The following is an 18,287-nucleotide window of genomic DNA, read 5'->3' as shown; positions in this document are numbered from 1 at the left end:
AAAATTGACAATGTCCCATTCCCTGCATCACCAATTTTTACGTTTCGCCGCCGTCGGCGCTTCCGGCACGGCCGTGCAATACAGCGTGCTGTGGGGCGGCGTGGAATGGGCTGGCATCAGCGCCGCCGCCGCTTCCGGTATCGGCTACATCCTCGGTTCCGTCGTCAACTACATCCTCAATTACTTTTTCACTTTTAAAAGCGACAAGGGGCACGGCGAAGCGGCCAGCAAGTATTTCACCTTGCTGGGCATCGGCTGGTGCATCAATACGGGGCTGATGTGGCTGCTGGTGCACCAGCTGGGCTGGTATTACTGGCTGGCGCAGGTGCTGGCGACGGGCATCGGGCTGGTCTGGAATTTTGCGGGCAGCCGCTGGTGGGCGTTCAAGCCGGCCGGCGCGGCGGGAAAGTAGGCGTACATTCAGCAAGAGTGGCAATAAAAAGAGGCGCACCGGCCACCAGCCGGCGCCCGGTTTTACCAAAACAAGGGGTTAATCATGCAGTTCCTGGAACGCTATTTCAAATTGAAGGACAACGGGACCAATGTGCGCACGGAGCTGCTGGCCGGCCTGACCACATTCCTGACGATGGCCTACATCATCTTCGTCAACCCGTCCATCCTCGGCGACGCCGGCATGCCGAAAGACTCCGTCTTCGTCGCCACCTGCCTGGCGGCCGCCATCGGCACCCTGATCATGGGCCTGTACGCGAATTACCCGATCGCGCTGGCGCCGGGCATGGGCTTGAACGCGTATTTTTCGTACACCGTGGTCAAGGGCATGGGCATGAGCTGGGAAGTGGCGCTGGGCGCCGTCTTCATTTCCGGTTGCCTGTTCATCCTGGTCAGCCTGTTCAAGGTGCGCGAGATGATCATCAACAGCATCCCGCCCGCGCTGCGCACGGCGATTACCGTCGGTATCGGCCTGTTCCTGGCGATCATTTCGCTGAAAAGCGCGGGCGTGGTGGTGTCGAATCCGGCCACCATCATCGCCCTGGGCGACTTGCACCAGGCGGCGCCCATCCTGGCCATCCTCGGTTTCTTCATCATCGTCGCGCTGGACCGCCTGAAAGTGCCGGGCGCCATCCTGATCGGCATTCTTGCCATCACCGTCGCCAGCTTCTTCTTCGGCGGCAACCAGTTCAACGGCATCGTCTCGACGCCGCCCGCCATCGAGCCGACCCTGTTCAAGCTCGACATCATGGGCGCGCTGTCGATCGGCATCGTCAACGTGGTGCTGGTGTTTTTCCTGGTAGAACTGTTTGACGCGACAGGCACCCTGATGGGCGTGGCCAACCGTGCCGGCTTGTTGAAAGACGGCAAGATGGAGCGCATGAACAAGGCCTTGCTGGCCGACAGCACGGCGATCGCTGCCGGCGCCTGCCTGGGCACGTCGAGCACCACGGCCTTCGTGGAAAGCGCGGCCGGTGTGCAGGCGGGCGGCCGCACGGGCTTGACGGCCGTGGCCGTTGCGCTGCTGTTCCTGGGCAGCCTGTTCTTCGCCCCGCTGGCGCACACGGTGCCGCCGTACGCGACGGCGCCCGCGCTGCTGTACGTGGCTTGTTTGATGCTGCGCGAACTGACCTTCATCGACTGGGATGACAGCACGGAAAGCATTCCGGCCGCCATCACGGCGCTGATGATGCCATTTACCTATTCCGTGGCCAGCGGTGTGGCCTTTGGCTTCATCACCTACGCCGTATTGAAACTGTTGACGGGCAAGGGCAAACAAGTGTCGGTGGTGGCTTACATCATCGCGGCCATCTTCCTGTTCAAGTTCATTTATCTGGGCGAATAGCCGGTTCGCCGGCGCGTGCATGGCCCCGGCATAAAAAAGGCCGCCAGTGCAGCAGCACCGGCGGCCTTTGCCGTTGGCGCGGGCATTCACATCAGCAGGGCCGCCACCAGGTCTTTCCTGTCGCCGCCGGCGCTGCCGTCGAAGCACAATGCCGCCTCCACATGCGTCAGGTGCTCCAGCATCAGGCGCGTCGCCAGGTCCGCGTCGCCGCTGCGCGCCGCCTCGAGAAAGCGGCCATGTTCGTCGCACGAGCAGGCCGCGTCGTGGCTGGACTGGTACAGCATGGTGATGAGGGAGCTGCGCCCCACCAGTTCGCGCACGATATCGCGCAGGACGGCATTGCCGGCGATGTCGGCCAGCAGCACGTGGAAGTCGCCCAGCAGTTGCGAACGCAGCGGCGTGGCCTGGGCCAGCGCCAGGCGCTCCGCCTTCAGGTGCCGCTCCAGCATCCTGTAGTCGGCAGGCTTGGCCCGCGCGACGAAGGCGCGCGCCACGCCCGCCTCGACGATGCGCCGCGCGGCGAAAATGTCGCGCGCCTCCGCCTCGCTGGGCTGGCTGACGAAGGCGCCCTTGTCGGGCACCATGCGTATCAGTTTGTCTTTCGACAGGATCAGCAGGGCGGCGCGGATCTTCGTGCGGCTGACGCCATACAGCCGGCACAGCGCCTCTTCGCGCAGCCGGGTGCCGGGCGGCAGCTGGCGCGCCACGATGGCCGCCGCGATATGCCCGGCGATCTCGGGCGAGCTGTCGCCGCTGCCGGGCTTGTCCATTGCGGGTGCGCTTGATTCGTCGGTCATGTCAGGTGAGAACAGTCGGCCAGGGACAAGGATGAACCTTGCAAGCGCATGCCAGCGCGGCAGCGTGGATCAGGCCCCAGCCGCCGGCATGCCGTTCAGCGCCTTCCGTGCTGCGAAGGCCAGGCTATTCTACTATCTTGCGTCGCGGCGCGCAGACGACCCCGGCAGTGGCCCGGCCGTGTTGCGCACGCTTGCTCCGATGCTTGCTCCGTATGGCGTAAGCGTGCCGCGCCAGCACACCGTGCAGGCGCAGCTTGAGGGCGGGTGCGGATATGCCGGCCACCGTTTTTCCGCCGTTTTTCAACTCCTTTCCGGCTGCTTTTCAGCTGTTTTCCCGCAGCTGCCTCGCCGCCGTCACTTTTCCGCAACCCTTATCCAGCCGTTGATCCTGGCGCCCCTGACGCTTTACCTCACCGTCATTTTGCCGTTCCGCCGCCTTCCAGCCGCATTCTGGCCTTTGCCCGCTGCGGGGGTATTTGCTTGCCTGGGGCTGGGTCTTCGCCGCCAGAGTCCGATGGCTGCTCGCTGCCGGACGCGCTGCCGCCATGCCCGGCGTGCGGCGGGCGTGGCGGAACCTGCCGTGCTCTGGGCGCCGCTGGCGCCATGTTTTTTGCCAGCATGCCGATTGCAACTAGACATGGGAAATTTTGACGTATATAATTCGGCCTCCTTTCCCTGATAGCTCAGTTGGTAGAGCGACGGACTGTTAATCCGCAGGTCCCTGGTTCGAGTCCAGGTCGGGGAGCCAGAACAAGCAGTAGCAAAGGGCCACGTGGCAACACGTGGCCCTTTTGTCATGTGCGCACGGTTTCCCGTTCACGCAGTCCATCCCTTCAATGCATGACGACTACGCGATGCCTGTCTGCCTGCCGGCGGCCGGGACTCGCTGCATGCTTCCCGTATCAGGGATCGACAAACACGTCGAAACGGATCTTGAGCGGGCTGCCCCACGAGATATCCACCCAGGCGCGGAAGCCGCCGTTATACGGGGCGATGTTGTACACGGCCATGCGGGCTGCGCCGATAAAACGGTCTTGCGCATTCGCTGCATACTCGCTGATATTGAGGAAGACGCGCGAATTGGCCTTCACGTTGGCATTGGCGAAGTTGACCGAAGGATGCACGCCATTGGCGGTCCACGTGTAGTAGGTGGTGAAGGCGGCGGGGCTCAGGTTGAGATCCTGTGCTGCCGCGCCTTTTGCACTCTTGCCTTCCTGCTCCGTCGGCGCATCGGTTTCTTCCAGTGCCAGGTTGCTGCCGGTGCGGTGTTCTACTTTCATTTCCATGATGTACTCCTGATCGATAGTTTGGACGCCGCGCCTGTCGTTGCGCGGCCGGACGCCGTATCTGCTGCCGTGACGGCCAGTGTCACGTCCTGGCTGATAAGGTAGCCGCCTGCTCCATGCTGTTGGAGTTATCCATTTTAGGCGTGCGCACAGAGACTAAGGGCTGCTGGCGACGAGAAAAACAGCGTGAACTTGTGCTGGCGCAAAGACCTTGCAGGCAGTTCCCGATGTCTTTTCTTGCAGGCTATTTTTATGCGGGCCGCAGGCGCGCCGGACAGGACGATGGCACAATAGTCCAGCTTGTCCTGTCATGCGTAAACCGTTGCGAGCCTAGCCTATGCCGATACTGAACCTGAACACCGAAGACGATGTCTACTATGAGCTGATCGATGGCGACCCCGCCAAGCCCTGCCTGGTCTTCCTGCACGAGGGACTCGGTTGCTGCGCGATGTGGAAGGATTTTCCGGCGCAGCTGTGCCAGGCCACGGGCTGTCGCGGCTTGCTGTATGACCGCCTCGGCTACGGACAGTCGTCGCCGCTGACCTTGCGCCGCCAGATCCATTATTTGCACGACTATGCGCTGCGCGAGTTGCCGCACGTGCTGGCCGCCCTGATTCCGGGACAGGATCATTTCCTCATCGGCCACTCCGATGGCGGCAGCATCGCCCTGATCTATGCGGCGCAGCAGCCGCCACGCTTGCGCGGCATCATCACCGAGGCGGCGCACGTGTTCGTCGAAGGCATGACGCTCGACGGCATCCGCACGGCCGACGCGGCGTTCGGCGCCGGCAAGCTGCGCGCGCTGGCGAAATACCACGGGGACAAGACGGAGACCATCTTCAAGGCCTGGTCCGAGACTTGGCTCAGCTACGGTTTCCAGTTCTGGAACATCGAATACCTGCTGCCTTCCGTCGAGTGCCCGGCGCTGGTGGTACAGGGCAGTGAAGACCAGTATGGCAGCGCGGCCCAGGTCGACGCCATCGTGGCGCAGGCACTGAACGCCATGCCGGCCATGGTCGAGCAGTGCGGCCACACGCCGCACCAGGAGCAGCCGCAAGCGTTGCTGGCGCTGATGGAAGGCTTTTTGCGTGGCCGCCTGGAGGCGTCCCATCACCCGAGGACATGATGATTTCCCACCTGGACCACCTGGTACTGACGACCCGCGACAAGGCGGCGTGCATCGATTTTTATACGCGCGTGCTGGGCATGCGGCTGGAAACCTTTGGCGCCGGGCGCCACGCGTTCAAGTTCGGCGCGCAGAAAATCAACCTGCATGAAGCGGGCAGGGAATTCCTGCCCAAGGCGGAACTGCCGACGCCCGGCGCGCTGGACCTGTGCTTCATCGCCGCCGTGCCGCTCGATGCCTTCATCGCCCACCTGGCCAGCCTGGGCGTGGCCATCGAGGAGGGCCCGGTGGCCCGCACGGGCGCCAACTGGCCCATCCGTTCCGTCTACCTGCGCGACCCCGACGGCAACCTGATCGAAGTGTCCGAACGCGCCTGAGAGCGCCTGTGCGACGGCAGGCGCGGCGACAGCGCCACCGCCACCGCCGTCAATGGCAGGCGGGATCGCTGTCCCAGCGCCCCGAGCAGATGCGCGAGCGGCACAGCATGCCCTCGATCATGCCCAGCTGCTTGCAGCGCTGCAGCAAGCCTGCCGTTTCCCCGTCCTCGCCACGCAGCACCACGTCGCGCGCCGCCCTTGGCGTGCCTGCCTGCCGGTGCGCATGGGCCACCATGGCCGTCAGCAAGGCGACGTCGCTGTCGCCCGGTGCGGTTGCCGTCGGCCGGGACGCTGGCTGGCGCGTGGCGGCCGGCGCCTTGCGCGGCGCGCTCGCGGCAGGGGACGCTGCCACGGCCAGCGGCGGTATCGCCGGCAGCGTCAGCATCGCTTCATTGACGATGGTGGCAGCCTGCGGCGCGGCCGCTTGCTGCACCACAGGCGGGGGCAGGGAAGGCGCGCCGGCGGCCGCCGTCGCCACGGCCGGCGCGGACACCGGGCGTACGGGCGGACTGACGGGCTCATGCGCGAGCGCGGCCAGGAGGAGGAGCGTCGCGCCGGCGCCGGCACCGGCCCAGTAGCGCCAGCCGGGATGCCAGCGCGCAGCGGGCACGGTCGTGGCGGCACCCCCATGTTCGAGCCGGGACAGGATGCGGTTGCCTCCGGCTTGCGTGGCGGGCGTACCGCCCTCGGCCAGCAGCCTGGGTCCGCGCGCCGTGCCGTCCCCGGTTTTCAGTAAAGACAAAATATCACCTCCGAACTGGATCGAACTTGATGTAAACCGCGCTCATGCGGGCCGCGGGCGCATACGATCTAGCGATACCGCCGGGCAATCCTGTCCGGTCCCTCGCCGATGCCTGTCACGGAGCGCCCCATGTTCGTCGCCCTGGTCCTGATGTATTTCCTGCTGGCTTGCTTCGCCTGCTGGCTGCTGCTTTTTCCCGGCGGCCGCGCCATCGTGCTGCACGCCGTGGTCAACCTGGGCTGGCGCGTGCAGCGACGCGCGCAACGCCTGAATCGTGGTGGCGGGGCGCAATGGCAGCGCCTGCAGCGGCACACGGGGTCCGGGCTGGCCGGTGGCTGGCAGCTGCTGTCGCGCCACCGCTGGCTGTCGCTGGCGGGCGGCCTGCTGATCGTCGCGCCGCCGCTGCTGGCCTGGCTGTCCAGCGAGCGCATCGTCCTGCGCGGCTATGCGGACAGGCAACACGCCATCAACGACCAGGTCAGCGACTTGCTCAGGGGCGAGCAGCTGGTGCCGCCGCCCACCTTGCCGCCGCTGCTGTTTTCCACGGCGGAGGTGACGCAGCTGCGTCCGCTGCTCGGCGGCGCCAGCCGCAACTGGCAGCTGCTCGACCACGACTATGCGCAGCGCCTGCTGCTGGTCTTCAAGATCATGAAGGACGTGCATGGCTACGATATGGTCTTGCTGGAAGGCTACCGCAGCCCGGCGCGCCAGGACCAGCTGGCGGCGGCCGGCCCGCACGTGACGAATGCCCGTGCGTTTCAAAGCTATCACCAGTACGGCCTGGCTGCCGATTGCGCGTTCATGCATGAAGGAAAGCTCATCATTTCTGAAAAAAATGCCTGGGCCATGCGCGGCTATCGCCTGTATGGCGTGACGGCCGAATCGGTGGGCCTGCGCTGGGGCGGGCGCTGGACCATGATGGATTTCGGTCATACGGAATTACCGCAGCCCCGCGTGCTGGGCAAGTAGGCGGCGCAGCCATTCTAGCGCCGCGCGCAGGCCGAGATTTCACAGGCGTAAGCATGCTTGCGCAGCATCAAGGGCGCCGCGCCATGCACCGCTGGCGGCCTGCCGATACTTGTCCTTTATCAACAAAGTCCGGTCCCATTGCTGTCAGCATGGGTCGGGTCCGCCTGGTTTCGCGGCGGCGCCATTTCCGCTGTGCGACCTCACCCTGGGCTCACCATGCCGCGACGCATCTGGTATTTCCTCACCGACAGCCGCAATCTGACCATCCTCGGTTTCGTGGCGCTGGCCGCCTTCCTGTACCTGGGCGCCGAGGTACTGGAAGTGGCGCTGGTCTGGGCCCTGGCCTTGCTGTTGCTGACGGCGCTGGCCTGGCTGGGCGCCTGGCTGTGGCGCCGCCGGCGCGCGCGGCGCGATGCGCAGGCGCTGGGCCAGGCCATCCTCAACCAGGCCGAGATCGCCGCTGCCGAGGCGGCTACGGCGGCCAGTCCGCAAAATGGCGAACTCGACGCCGTGCGCACGGGCATGCTGGCCGCCATCGACACCATCAAGAGTTCCAGGCTGGGGCTCAAGTCGGGCGCCGCCGCCCTGTATGAATTGCCGTGGTACATGATCATCGGCAATCCGGCCGCCGGCAAGAGCAGCGCCATCCTGCATTCGGGCCTGCAATTTCCTTTCGCCGACGGCAAGATCGTGCAAGGCGTGGGCGGCACCCGCAACTGCGACTGGTTTTTCACCACCGATGGCATCGTGCTCGACACGGCCGGCCGCTACTCCGTCGTCGACGAGCACCGCGGCGAGTGGTTCGGCTTTCTCGACCTGCTGAAAAAATACCGGCGCAAGGCGCCCGTCAACGGCATCCTCATCGCCGTCAGCATCGCCGAGCTGGGCGGCGATCCCGACGTCGGCATGCAACTGGCGCGCAGCCTGCGCAAGCGCGTGCAGGACGTCATCGAGCGCCTGGAAGTATTCGCGCCCCTGTACATCGTGTTTACCAAGGCGGACCTGATCGCCGGCTTCGGCGAATTTTTCGCCGAAGCCGAACGCAGCGAGCGCGAGCGCGTCTGGGGCGCCACCATGCCCTACCGGCGCAAGTTGCCGACCTCGGAATTGCTGAGCTTTTTCGACCAGAGTTTCGATGAATTGCACGATGGCTTGACGGAACTGAGCCTGGCCAACATGGCGCACCGGCAGCGCAAGGCGATGGCGCCCGGGGTGTTTACTTTCCCGCTCGAGTTCGCCGCCATCAAGCCGGCCTTGCGCGCCTTCATCGCCACCCTGTTCGAGGAAAATCCCTTCCAGTTCCAGCCCGTGTTCCGCGGCTTTTATTTGACCAGCGCGCTGCAGGAGGGCGAACCCGTCAGCGCCTCGCGGCAGCGGGTGGCGCGCCGCTTCGACCTGGCCTTCACGCCGGCCCCGGCCGCGGCGCCATCGGGCGCGCGCCAGCATGGCTATTTCCTGCTCGACCTGTTCCGCAAGGTGATCTTTGCCGACAAGCACCTGGTGGCCAACTATGCGAGCCGCGCCAGGCTGCGTTTCAAGTATGCCGTGTTCTTCACGGCCACCGTCACCCTGGGTGCCTGCCTGGGGGGCTGGAGCTGGTCTTACCTGGGCAACCGGCAACTGGTGGCCAATGTCGAGGCCGATTTAAACAAAGTGCTGAAGCTGCAGGAGCAGCGGCTGGACCTGCAATCGCGCCTCGAGGCGCTCGACATCTTGCAGGACCGCATCGAGCAGCTGGAAGCATACCGCACGCAGCGGCCGTGGTCCCTGCGCATGGGCCTGTACCAGGGCGAGCTGCTCGAGCGCAAGCTGCGCGAAGAGTATTTCGCCGGCGCGCGCCACGTCATGCTGGCGCCGGTGACGGCCGGCCTGGAAGCCTTGCTGGCGGAGATGAACGCCAGCGCCGACCAGCTGCAGCCGGCCGCGCGCACGCCGCAAACGCCGGCCGCCATGCCGCCTGCCGCAACGGCTGCCGCGCCGCGCGGCGTCCAGTACCAGGCGGCCAGCGCGACGAACGTGGAAGACGCCTATAACGCGCTGAAAACCTATCTGATGCTGGCCGATAAGACGCATGCGGAAAGTAGTCACCTGAACGACCAGATGACGCGCTTCTGGCGCGGCTGGCTGGAAGGCAACCGGGGCGCCATGCCGCGCGAGCAGATGATACGCAGCGCCGAGCGGCTGCTGACGTTTTACCTGGCGCAGATCGGCGACCCGTCGTGGCCGCGCATCGAGCAAAAGCTGGCGCTGGTCGACCAGGCGCGCGAGAACCTGCGCCGCGTCGTGCGCGGCATGCCGGCGCGCGAGCGCGTGTATGCCGACATTCGCGCACGCGCCGCGACGCGGTTTCCCGGCATGACGGTGGCGCGCATCGTCGGCGAGCAGGACCAGGCGCTGCTGGCCGGCAGCCATGCGGTGTCGGGCGCCTACACGCGCCAGGCGTGGGAAAAGTTCGTCGAGGGCGCGTTCCGCGACGCCGCCAACCGTGAGCTGCAAAGCGCGGACTGGGTGCTGAAGAGCGCCTCCACCGACGACCTGACGCTGGAAGGCAGTCCGGAACAGATCGAGAAAAACCTCGTGGCGCTGTACAAGGCCGACTACGCGCGCGAGTGGCAAAAGTTCGTGCAGGGCGTGGCCGTCGCCGACCTGAAAGGCTTCGACGGCGCCGTGCAGGCCATGAACCGCCTGGGCGACCCGCAGGCGTCGCCTATCGCCAGGCTGCTGACGACCATTTACGATGAAACCTCGTGGGACAATCCGGCCCTGCAGAATGCGCAGCTGCGCACGGCCGAGCGGGGCATCATCGCCTGGTTCAAGGAGACCGTGCTGCGCCGCGCGCCATCGCAGCTGATGTCGAACCCTGGCCTGAACGCGCAAGCTGACCCGGCCCGCCTGGACAAGCCGATGGGGCCCGTGGGGCGCGAATTTGCCGGCGTCGCCAAGCTTGTGGCGGCCAGGGACAGCAATGTCTCGCTGATGCGCGCCTACCTGGAGGCGCTGTCGAAACTGCGCAGCCGCTTGAACCTGCTGAAGAACCAGGGCGACGCGGGGCCGGGCGCGCGCCAGTTCATGCAGCAGACGCTCGAGGGCGGCGGCTCCGAGCTGGCCGACGCGCTGAAACTGGTCGACGAGCAGATGCTCACGGGGATGAGCGATGCGCAAAAGCAGGCCATACGTCCCATCCTCGTGCGCCCGCTGATGCAGACCTTCGCCGTCATCGTGGCGCCGGCCGAACTGGACCTCAACAAGACCTGGGCGGCGCAGGTGTATGAACCGTTCCAGAAGTCGCTGGCCCACAAGTATCCATTCGCGCCCGCCGCGCGCATCGAGGCGAGCAGCCTGGAGATCGGCCAGTTCTTCGGCCCGGAAGGGCTGGTGGCGAAATTCGTCACGACTTCCATGGGGCCGCTGGTGGTGCGGCGCGGCGACGTGCTGGCGCCGCGCACCTGGGCCGACATGGGCATCAGCCTGTCGCCGCAGGTGGTGGCGCGCTTCCCCGGCTGGATCGCGCCGCTGGGCGCGGGCGGCGTGGCGGCCACGTCGACGGCGGCGCAGACCGTGTTCCAGATCCAGCCGTCGCCGGCGCCGGGCACGCTGGAATACACGCTGGAGATCGACGGCCAGCAGCTGCGCTACCGCAATACGCCGGCGCAGTGGACCAACATGGTGCATCCCGGCCCGCAGGGCGCGGCGGGCACGCAGGGAGCGCGCATCACGGCCGTCACCTTCGACGGGCGCACGGTGGAACTGTTCAACGAGCCGGGCCAGTTCGGCCTGAAGCGCATGATCGACGCGGCAGCCAAGAAGCGCAAGGACGGCGGCGTGTTCGAGCTGCGCTGGACGCGCGGCGACGTCGCCGTGGCGCTCGACCTGAAAATCACCAGCAGCGCCGAGACGACAGGGGCGGGCGCGAACAGCGGGCCGCAGGAGCAGGGCTTTCGCGGCATGCAGCTGCCCGAGACCATCGTCGGGGCTGCGGCCCCTCCGGTAGTCCTTCCTGTGGCCCCGCCTGTGGCGGCGCAGGCCATCGCCGCGGCCGACGTGCCCGCGGTGGCAAGCGGGGTGGCGCCATGAGGCGCGGGCCGCAGCAGGTGCGCCTCGGCTACTTCGGCAAGATCCCCGCGCGCGGCGACTTTATCAAGGCCTGCGACAACCACGCGCTGGTGCAGCTGCTCGACGACTGGCTGGCGCAGGTGATGAACGCGCTGACGGCCGCGCCGCGCTGGAAGCTCAATTACGACGCCTTGCCGCCGCTGCGCTTTGCCTTTGTCGGCACGCGCAGCCGGCGCGCCATCGCCGGGCGCCTGGAAGCGAGCAGCGACCAGTCGCAGCGGCGCTTTCCCTTCATGGCCATGGGCGCGCTGGAGGTCGACGACGCCGACGCCTTCGTCGCCTGCAGTCCGCTGGTGCTGGCGCCGTTGTGGCAGCGCGTCGAGCAGCTGTCGCAGGGCATCGTGGCCAGCGCCGAACCGGCATCGGCGCTGCTGGCGCTGGCCGGCGATGTGGTGGATGTCGAGACGGCCGCCGCCGGTCATGCGGCGCAATTGTCGGCCTTCCTGCAGGCGCAGACCCTGCACGGGCTGCAAGCCATGCTGGCCTCGCCCGCGTTTCCCGTGACGGTGCGCGAACTGCTGCTGGGCCTGGGCCTGCTGCTGCAGCCGGTACGACACAGCAGCGGGCCGCGCCTGGAAAAAAGCCTGGTGCTGCCGCTGCCGCAGGCGGTGCGTGAGCGCGAACTGGTGGCCAGCTTCTGGCTGCACCTGGTCGCCCCCTTCCTGCGCCACGGCGACTTCGAACTGGCGCTGTTCTTCGCCCATCTCGACGAGGCGCCCGTGCTGGTGATCGGTTTTGGCGGCGCCGACCCGCATGGCTTGCATGCACTGATCGACCCGCAGGCGGCCAGCGAGCGGCTGGTGGTGTTCGACCAGCTGGACTGGGTCGAGGAGCAGCTGGAGCAGGACCCGGCGCTGCGCCAGCTGTCCGCCTGCCTGCAGCAGGAGCAGCTGTCGCTGCGCTCGGCCTGCGCCCTGTTTGCCGGCACCTTTGCCTGAAGGATTGCGATGAAACCAACGCTGCTCTTCCTCGTGCTGCTGGCCGCCGCCGCTCCCTGCCGCGCCCAGGTACAGGCGCAGGCGCCCGCCACGCCCATGCCGGGGCAGGTCCTGGTGACGGGCACCCTCGCCGACGAAGCGGCCAAGGCGGCCGTGCTGGGCCGTTTGCGCGAGCTGTATGGCGCCGGGCGGGTGGTCGACCAGATCGCCATCGGCAACGTGGCCGTGCCGGCCAACTGGAACGCCCATGTGCACAAGCTGATCGCGCCGCATCTGAAGCTGATTTCGCGCGGGCAGATCAGCATCGACGGCAACAACGTCAGCGTGCGCGGCGAAGTGGCGAACGAGGCGCAGCGCCAGCAGATCGCCAGCGACATCGCCACCAGCCTCAATCCCACGTATGTCGTCAACAATGGCTTGCGCGTCAGCGCGGCCGAGCAGGGCATGCTCGACGCCACGCTCGACAAGCGCATCGTCGAATTCGACAGCGGCCAGGCCTCCATCACGCCGGCGGGCCTGGCCATCCTCGACGAAATGGCGGCCGTCATGCGCAAGCTCAGGGAGCGCAAGGTGGAAGTGATCGGGCACACGGACAACACGGGCCTGCGCGCCAGCAACGTGGCCCTGAGCCAGGCGCGCGCCGACGCCGTGCGCAGCTACCTGGCGACCAAGGGCATCGCGCCGGATGCGGTGCTGGCCTCGGGCCAGGGACCGGACCGTCCCGTGGCTGCCAACACGACGGCCGACGGCCGCGCACGCAACCGGCGCATCGAATTCAGGATTGCGCAATAGCTTGGGTTGACACCTCGCAAAACCGTCGCGAGCGGATGAGAGGCCAGGCGTCCCCGTTTGCCCGAGAAGCGCAGATGTGCGAATGCACGGGGACGCCCAGTCATTGAGCATCGCAGGCCGCACATCGCGACGCGCAGCAGGTTTTGTGACGTCTTCAGGGCAGGGTGATGGTCAGGTGTGCAGGCCGTGGCGCCAGTTTCACCAGGTCCGCATACGCGGCCAGCGTCGCTTGCGTGCCATGCGTCAGATGCGTCTTCAGGCCCAGGTAGGCGCAGATGGCCAGCAGGGCGAAAACGCTCGTCAAGGCCCACAGCGGCACGTCGCTGCGGTGCTTGTGGACCACCTGGTCGGGACGCTCGGCGCGCGGCGCGAAGCTGCGGCTCTTGCCCTTGATGTGGGCGATCTCGTCGCCCAGGCGCCCCGTCAGGTAGCTGAGTTTTTCGCCGCCGTCGAGCGCGTACTTGCCCTGGAAGCCCAGCAACAGGCACATGTGGAACACCTGCAGCGCCTGCACGCGCATGGCGCCCTTGCCGCGCAGCGCGTCGAGGCGGTCGAAGAAGTGCTCGCCGGCCAGCTGGTCGCCAAAGATCAGCAGCTGCAACGGGCGCCGCTCCCACTGCTTGCGCAGGACGAATGGCGAAGCGAGGATGATTTCATCGACAGCCGCGCAGAACGCATACTTGGCCGCCTCGATGTCGTCGCCATCGGCGCGCAGCCTTTTCGCTTCGCGTTCGAAGTCGTCGAGGAAGGCCGTGATGCGGTCCATGAAGCTTTGCTCGTCGCCGGGCAGCGAGCCATGCTTGAGCAGGAACAGCATGTAGAAACCTTCGTGCATCAGGTCCAGCAGGGCGCTGCCCGCATGGCGGCCGGCACCGGCAGGGGCGGGGCCGCGTGCTCCCAGCAACGATGGTGCCGTGCGTCGTTCGATGAGCTGGCTCATGCCGTCACCGCGATCAGCTCGAGCTGCAGCTCGCGCATGCCGGCCGGCACAGACACGGAAATCGACTGCGCCTTGAACATCTGTTTATGCAGCACGCCGCGGCTGTCCAGCGCACAATAACAGGTGTCGGGCCGCACGGGGATGCCCGACAGCGCCTGCAGGCGCAGGGTGCCCGTCTTCAGCGCCGCCAGATCCCATTCCATCTGCGCCACGCCCCACAAGACTTTCGCTGCCATGCCCATGTCGTCCTCCTTCTCGGTATGCGGTAGTGGTGGAATGCCTTACTGGCAGCGCAGCGCGGACAGCGATGCCATGGCGCCGTCCGCGCCGCCGTCCACGCTCAGGGCGCAGGCATGCAGGCCGACGGTGATGCCGCCGCGCTCCGCATCGGCGGCGGCAAAGGTGGCGCGCCAGCGCTGCGCGGCCGGCGCGCGGAACAGCGCCACGATGCCGATGAAATACGCTTCCTTGCTGACTTTTTCCTGTACTTCGTAGCGCTGGCCGGGCACCAGCAGCACTTCCTTCACGTCCATCAGGTCGGCGCCCAGCGCGGCCTTTTCACGCTGGGCGTCGAGGAAGCTGTCATACGGCGCCTGCTCGAACGTGGCGTTCTGGCGCAGCTTGTAGATGCGCGCCACCAGCGCCAGCGGCCGGCCTTGCGCATCCGTGTTCAGGCGCTGCGCCGCGTGCAGGCGGATGCTGACATTGCGCGGCGGCTTTTGCGCGTCAGGCAGTTCCGGTGCCGGCCTGGCCATGCCCGTCATCTGCAGCGCCGCGTTGGCCAGCGTGCCGATGGCGCCGCCCGCGCAGCCGGCCAGCGGCAGCAGAACAATGACTGGCCACAGTGCCAGGCGCCACGATGGCGGGCGTAATGGATGAGGAGATCGCATGGGCCGGCCTTCGCAGAATATGACGTGTGGAAAGAAGGTGTTGCCGCCATTTAATCGCATGCGCCAGCGACCCGCTTGCGTTGGCGCAAAGTCCGTCCGCGATCGACGCAGATGCTGCGCCAGATCAGCATAGATGCAGCTGCCGGCAAGCGCTGCGCGGAACTTCTTCTTTGCTGATTAATCTCAATTTGGCAAAAATTCTGGCGATCAATAATGGCCTCCACCAAGGCGCCGCCCATCGTTCCCAGCGGTAGCGTCCTCCACGTGAAGGAGTGCCCAGATGAAGCCAGCCACCACGATGTGCCGAATTGCCTGCCTCGCCAGCGCCCTGCTGCTGGCCGCCTGCGCCACGCCGGAGCAGCCGGCGCCCAAACAGACCGTGGCGCCGACCCTGGCGCAAGTCATGGGCGACGCCGATGCGGCCGCGCGTGCGGGCCAGTATGAGCGGGCCATGACCTTGCTCAGAAAAGGCGGCGTCAGCTTCCCGGCCGACAAGGCGCCGTGGCTGCAAATGGCGCAGATGACATTCGACCGCGGCCAGTACGGCAACGCCATCGGCCATGCGCTCGAGGCGCTCGAGCGCGACCCGGAGGACAAGGTCGCCAACAGCATCGTTGCCGTCAGCGGCTTGCGCCTGTCGGGCAAGGCCCTGGCCGACCTGTCGCGGCAAAACAACCTGAATGGCTCGCTGCGTTCGGAAGCGCAGGACCTGGCCAAGCTGCTGCGCGTGAGCATCGGCGAGGAAGTGCTGGTGCCGCCGGCCAGGCGTCCCGCGGCGGGCAAGCGCGGCGCGGGCGGCTCCGGCGCGCCGGCAGCGGCGAAAAACACGGCGCCGCAGGGCGGCAGCACGGCCGACCCGTTCAGCGGCCTGAAATAGGCGCTTTCCGCACTTCCCGCCTGCCCGGCGCGCAATTGGCGCCGTCCCGACACTTTGCAAAGGAAATGACATGGCCAAGTCCGACAGTGTGCAGAAGCGCCTGCAGAAAGTGCGCGCGCCGCGCGTGCAGATGACCTACGACGTCGAGATCGGCGACGCGATCGAGAACAAGGAGCTGCCTTTCGTGGTGGGCGTGCTGGGCGACTTCGGCGGCAATGCCGAGAGTGAAAAGAAGCGCCTGAAGGACCGCAAGTTCGTCGCCATCGACATGGATAACTTCGACGAGGTGCTGGGCAGCGTGGCGCCGGCGGCGCGCTTCGACGTGGAAAACCGCCTCAGCGACGACAGCGGCACCTTCCCCGTCGAATTACACTTCCGCTCGATGGCCGACTTTCGCCCGGAATCGGTGGTGCGCCAGGTCGAACCCTTGCGCAAGCTGCTCGAGGCGCGCACCAAGCTGGCCGACCTGCGCAACAAGCTGGCCGGCAACGACAAGCTGGAAGACTTGCTGACGGAGGTGTTGAACAATACCGACAGCCTGGCGGCCCTGGCGCCGCAACGCCGCGGCCAGGAGGATTGAGATGAGCGCACAGGCAGAAATGCAGGCGGGCGCCCCGGCGGCGTGCGCGGAAGCGGACTTGCTGGACCAGATCGTCGAGCAGAGCCGGGTCGCCAAGTCCGGTGCCGAGCATGCGCGCGCGCGCGACCTGATCTCGGAACTGGTGGCGCAGGTGCTCGATGGCACGGTGCTGGTGTCGCACAGTTTGTCGGCCACGCTGGACGCGCGCGTGGCGGAAATCGACCGCCTGATTTCCGCGCAGCTCAGCGAAATCATGCACGCGGCGCCGTTCCAGCAGCTCGAGCAAAGCTGGACCGGCCTGCACTACCTGGTCGGCAATTCCGACACGGGCGCGCGCCTGCAGATCCGCATGTTCAACGCCACCCGGCGCGAGCTGGTGAAGGATTTCCAGTCGGCGCTGGAATTCGACCAGAGCAGCATGTTCAAGAAGATCTACGAGGAGGAATTCGGCACCTTCGGCGGCGCGCCGTTTGCGGCGCTGCTGGGCGACTACGCCATTTCGCGCCAGCCGGAAGACATGTATTTCATCGAGCAGATGTCGCACATCGCGGCGGCCGCGCATGCGCCATTCATCGCCTCGGCCGCGCCGGAACTGTTTGGCCTGGAAACCTACGGCGACCTGGGCAAGCCGCGCGACCTGGCGAAAGTGTTCGACACCATCGAATACGCGAAATGGAAAGCCTTCCGTGCATCCGAGGATGCGCGCTATGTCGGCCTGACCTTGCCCCGGTTCCTCGGACGCCTGCCGTTCAACCCCGTCGACGGCACCACCGTCGAAGGCTTCAACTATGTCGAGGAAGTCGACGGCAGCGACCACCAGAAATACCTGTGGTGTAACGCGGCGTATGCGTTCGGCAGCAAGCTGACGCGCGCCTTCGCCGACTTCGGCTGGTGCGCCGCCATCCGCGGCGTCGAGGGCGGCGGCCTGGTGGACGACCTGCCGACGCACACCTTCAGGACGGACGAAGGCGACGTCGCCCTGAAGTGCCCGGCCGAAGTGGCGATTACCGACCGCCGCGAAAAGGAATTGAGCGACCTCGGTTTCATCTCGCTCGTGCACTGCAAGAACACGGCGTACGCCGCCTTCTTCGGCGCGCAGTCGGCGCAGAAAAGCCGCAAGTACGGCAGCGACGCGGCCAATGCGAACGCCGTGCTGTCCTCGCAGCTGCAGTACATCTTCGCCGTCTCGCGCATCGCCCACTACATGAAGGCCATGATGCGCGACAAGATCGGCAGCTTCACGGCCGCGGCCAATGTGGAAGACTTTTTGAACCGCTGGCTGATGACGTATGTGCTGCTCGACGATAACGCCAGCCAGGAGCAGAAGGCCCAGTTCCCGCTGCGCGAGGCGTCCGTGAAGGTGCACGAAGTGCCGGGCCGCCCGGGCGTGTACCGCGCCGTGTCCTTTTTGCGGCCGCACTTCCAGCTCGATGAATTATCCGTTTCGCTCCGACTGGTCGCGGAGTTGCCGAAGTCGACCAATTCCTGATTCCAGGATCACCTTTCAACCAGAGGAGCACACCATGGCAATCGATGTATATCTGCAGATAGACGGCATCAAGGGCGAGTCCACCGACGACAAGCACAAGGAATGGATCGAGTGCAAATCGGTCAGCTGGAGCGTGGAGCAGCCGAAATCGGCCACCGCCTCGACAGGCGGCGGGCATACGGCCGAACGCTGCGAGCACAAGGACATCGTCATCTCGAAGCTGGCCGACCTGTCCTCGCCGGTGCTGCTGCAGACCTGCTCGGCCGGCAAGACCATCCCCAAGGCGCGCTTCGAATTCATGCGCGCCGACGGCCAGGGCGAGCGCGTCAAGTACTTCGAGATCGAGATCGAGAATGTGCTGATCGGCGCCGTCACGCCCAACGTGGAAGAGGGCGATATCCTGGGCGAGCACGTGGGCTTCAAGTTCTCGAAAGTGAAGTGGAAATACACGCAGCAAAAAGTGACGGGCGGCGCCGGCGGCAATACCTCGGGCGGCTGGGACCTGGCCGCGAACCGCGTGGCCTGATCCATCCGGCGCGGGGGGGGGGGGGGGGGGGGGGGGGGGGGGGGGGGGGG

Annotated in this window: 18 protein-coding genes and 1 tRNA gene; 13 read left to right on the top strand and 6 right to left on the bottom strand. The window is 66.3% G+C overall.

Going from position 1 to position 18,287, the window contains the following annotated elements; translation table 11 throughout:
• The first annotated feature begins 10 nt into the window (after positions 1–10).
• Both AC1RDJ_RS27800 and AC1RDJ_RS27795 read left to right on the top strand, forming a co-directional pair.
• Complete coding sequence (locus tag AC1RDJ_RS27800) at positions 11–412, top strand: GtrA family protein (RefSeq protein WP_071322731.1); 402 nt, start codon at positions 11–13, stop codon at positions 410–412.
• A gap of 84 nt (positions 413–496) precedes the next feature.
• Entirely contained in the window at positions 497–1,795 is a 1,299-nt protein-coding gene (locus AC1RDJ_RS27795) for an NCS2 family permease (RefSeq protein ID WP_071322732.1), read from the top strand.
• Between the two features lie 86 nt (positions 1,796–1,881).
• Here the strand turns inward: AC1RDJ_RS27795 and AC1RDJ_RS27790 are convergent, their stop codons facing one another.
• Positions 1,882–2,565 (bottom strand): GntR family transcriptional regulator, encoded by a 684-nt coding sequence (locus AC1RDJ_RS27790; protein WP_493029372.1) that lies wholly within the window; start codon positions 2,563–2,565, stop codon positions 1,882–1,884.
• A 699-nt stretch (positions 2,566–3,264) separates the two neighbouring features.
• Here AC1RDJ_RS27790 and AC1RDJ_RS27785 point away from each other — a divergent pair.
• Positions 3,265–3,340 (top strand) — tRNA-Asn (locus tag AC1RDJ_RS27785).
• Positions 3,341–3,494: 154 nt separating this feature from the next.
• Here AC1RDJ_RS27785 and AC1RDJ_RS27780 read toward each other — a convergent pair.
• Complete coding sequence (locus tag AC1RDJ_RS27780; protein ID WP_232251098.1) at positions 3,495–3,878, bottom strand: hypothetical protein; 384 nt, start codon at positions 3,876–3,878, stop codon at positions 3,495–3,497.
• A gap of 337 nt (positions 3,879–4,215) precedes the next feature.
• On the opposite strand from AC1RDJ_RS27780, the gene AC1RDJ_RS27775 reads away from it, so the two are divergent.
• The gene (locus AC1RDJ_RS27775; RefSeq protein ID WP_289885689.1) at positions 4,216–5,004 is read left to right on the top strand and encodes an alpha/beta fold hydrolase; all 789 of its coding nucleotides are present in this window, start codon (positions 4,216–4,218) and stop codon (positions 5,002–5,004) included.
• Positions 5,004–5,381, top strand: a complete 378-nt coding sequence (locus tag AC1RDJ_RS27770) for a VOC family protein (RefSeq protein WP_071326307.1) — start codon at positions 5,004–5,006, stop codon at positions 5,379–5,381. Before AC1RDJ_RS27775 ends, AC1RDJ_RS27770 begins: the two co-directional genes overlap by 1 nt.
• Positions 5,382–5,430: 49 nt before the next feature.
• On the opposite strand, the gene AC1RDJ_RS27765 is transcribed toward AC1RDJ_RS27770, so the two are convergent.
• Positions 5,431–6,123, bottom strand: a complete 693-nt coding sequence (locus AC1RDJ_RS27765; protein WP_493029364.1) for a hypothetical protein — start codon at positions 6,121–6,123, stop codon at positions 5,431–5,433.
• 129 nt (positions 6,124–6,252) lie between these two features.
• On the opposite strand from AC1RDJ_RS27765, the gene AC1RDJ_RS27760 reads away from it, so the two are divergent.
• From AC1RDJ_RS27760 to AC1RDJ_RS27745, 4 genes are all read left to right on the top strand, one after another.
• Positions 6,253–7,092, top strand: a complete 840-nt coding sequence (locus AC1RDJ_RS27760) for a M15 family metallopeptidase (protein WP_071322735.1) — start codon at positions 6,253–6,255, stop codon at positions 7,090–7,092.
• A 216-nt stretch (positions 7,093–7,308) separates the two neighbouring features.
• The gene (gene tssM, locus AC1RDJ_RS27755) at positions 7,309–11,166 is read left to right on the top strand and encodes a type VI secretion system membrane subunit TssM (protein WP_493029363.1); all 3,858 of its coding nucleotides are present in this window, start codon (positions 7,309–7,311) and stop codon (positions 11,164–11,166) included.
• A complete protein-coding gene (gene tagF, locus AC1RDJ_RS27750) occupies positions 11,163–12,143 on the top strand; it encodes a type VI secretion system-associated protein TagF (RefSeq protein WP_493029362.1) in 981 nt (326 codons plus the stop codon). The genes tssM and tagF overlap by 4 nt, the downstream gene beginning before the upstream one ends.
• Before the next feature lie 9 nt (positions 12,144–12,152).
• Complete coding sequence (locus tag AC1RDJ_RS27745) at positions 12,153–12,935, top strand: OmpA family protein (protein ID WP_493029361.1); 783 nt, start codon at positions 12,153–12,155, stop codon at positions 12,933–12,935.
• A 154-nt stretch (positions 12,936–13,089) separates the two neighbouring features.
• Here the strand turns inward: AC1RDJ_RS27745 and icmH are convergent, their stop codons facing one another.
• Genes icmH through tssJ form a run of 3 tightly spaced genes read right to left on the bottom strand, consistent with a single transcriptional unit; the run spans position 13,090 to position 14,765 of the window.
• Positions 13,090–13,875, bottom strand: coding sequence for a type IVB secretion system protein IcmH/DotU (icmH, locus tag AC1RDJ_RS27740; RefSeq protein ID WP_493029360.1), 786 nt, complete (start codon positions 13,873–13,875; stop codon positions 13,090–13,092).
• Positions 13,872–14,111 (bottom strand): type VI secretion system baseplate subunit TssK, encoded by a 240-nt coding sequence (gene tssK, locus AC1RDJ_RS27735; RefSeq protein WP_493029359.1) that lies wholly within the window; start codon positions 14,109–14,111, stop codon positions 13,872–13,874. The genes icmH and tssK overlap by 4 nt, the downstream gene beginning before the upstream one ends.
• 45 nt (positions 14,112–14,156) lie before the next feature.
• Positions 14,157–14,765: a type VI secretion system lipoprotein TssJ gene (gene tssJ / locus AC1RDJ_RS27730; RefSeq protein ID WP_493029358.1), complete on the bottom strand. Its 609-nt coding sequence runs from the start codon at positions 14,763–14,765 to the stop codon at positions 14,157–14,159.
• A 280-nt stretch (positions 14,766–15,045) separates the two neighbouring features.
• Here tssJ and AC1RDJ_RS27725 point away from each other — a divergent pair, with 280 nt between their 5' ends.
• The 4 genes from AC1RDJ_RS27725 (at position 15,046) to AC1RDJ_RS27710 (ending at position 18,237) form a co-directional block, all read left to right on the top strand.
• Positions 15,046–15,642 (top strand): hypothetical protein, encoded by a 597-nt coding sequence (locus AC1RDJ_RS27725; protein WP_071322742.1) that lies wholly within the window; start codon positions 15,046–15,048, stop codon positions 15,640–15,642.
• Positions 15,643–15,712: 70 nt separating this feature from the next.
• Positions 15,713–16,222 carry a type VI secretion system contractile sheath small subunit gene (gene tssB / locus AC1RDJ_RS27720; protein WP_493029357.1) on the top strand — a complete coding sequence of 170 codons (510 nt, stop codon included), beginning with the start codon at positions 15,713–15,715 and terminating at the stop codon, positions 16,220–16,222.
• Position 16,223: 1 nt separating this feature from the next.
• Positions 16,224–17,711 carry a type VI secretion system contractile sheath large subunit gene (tssC, locus tag AC1RDJ_RS27715; RefSeq protein ID WP_493029356.1) on the top strand — a complete coding sequence of 496 codons (1,488 nt, stop codon included), beginning with the start codon at positions 16,224–16,226 and terminating at the stop codon, positions 17,709–17,711.
• 34 nt (positions 17,712–17,745) lie between these two features.
• A complete protein-coding gene (locus AC1RDJ_RS27710) occupies positions 17,746–18,237 on the top strand; it encodes an Hcp family type VI secretion system effector (protein WP_071322745.1) in 492 nt (163 codons plus the stop codon).
• Positions 18,238–18,287 lie beyond the last annotated feature (50 nt).

The organism is Janthinobacterium sp. GW822-FHT07H10 (assembly GCF_058798675.1).
This window is presented reverse-complemented; position numbering and strand designations above follow the sequence as displayed.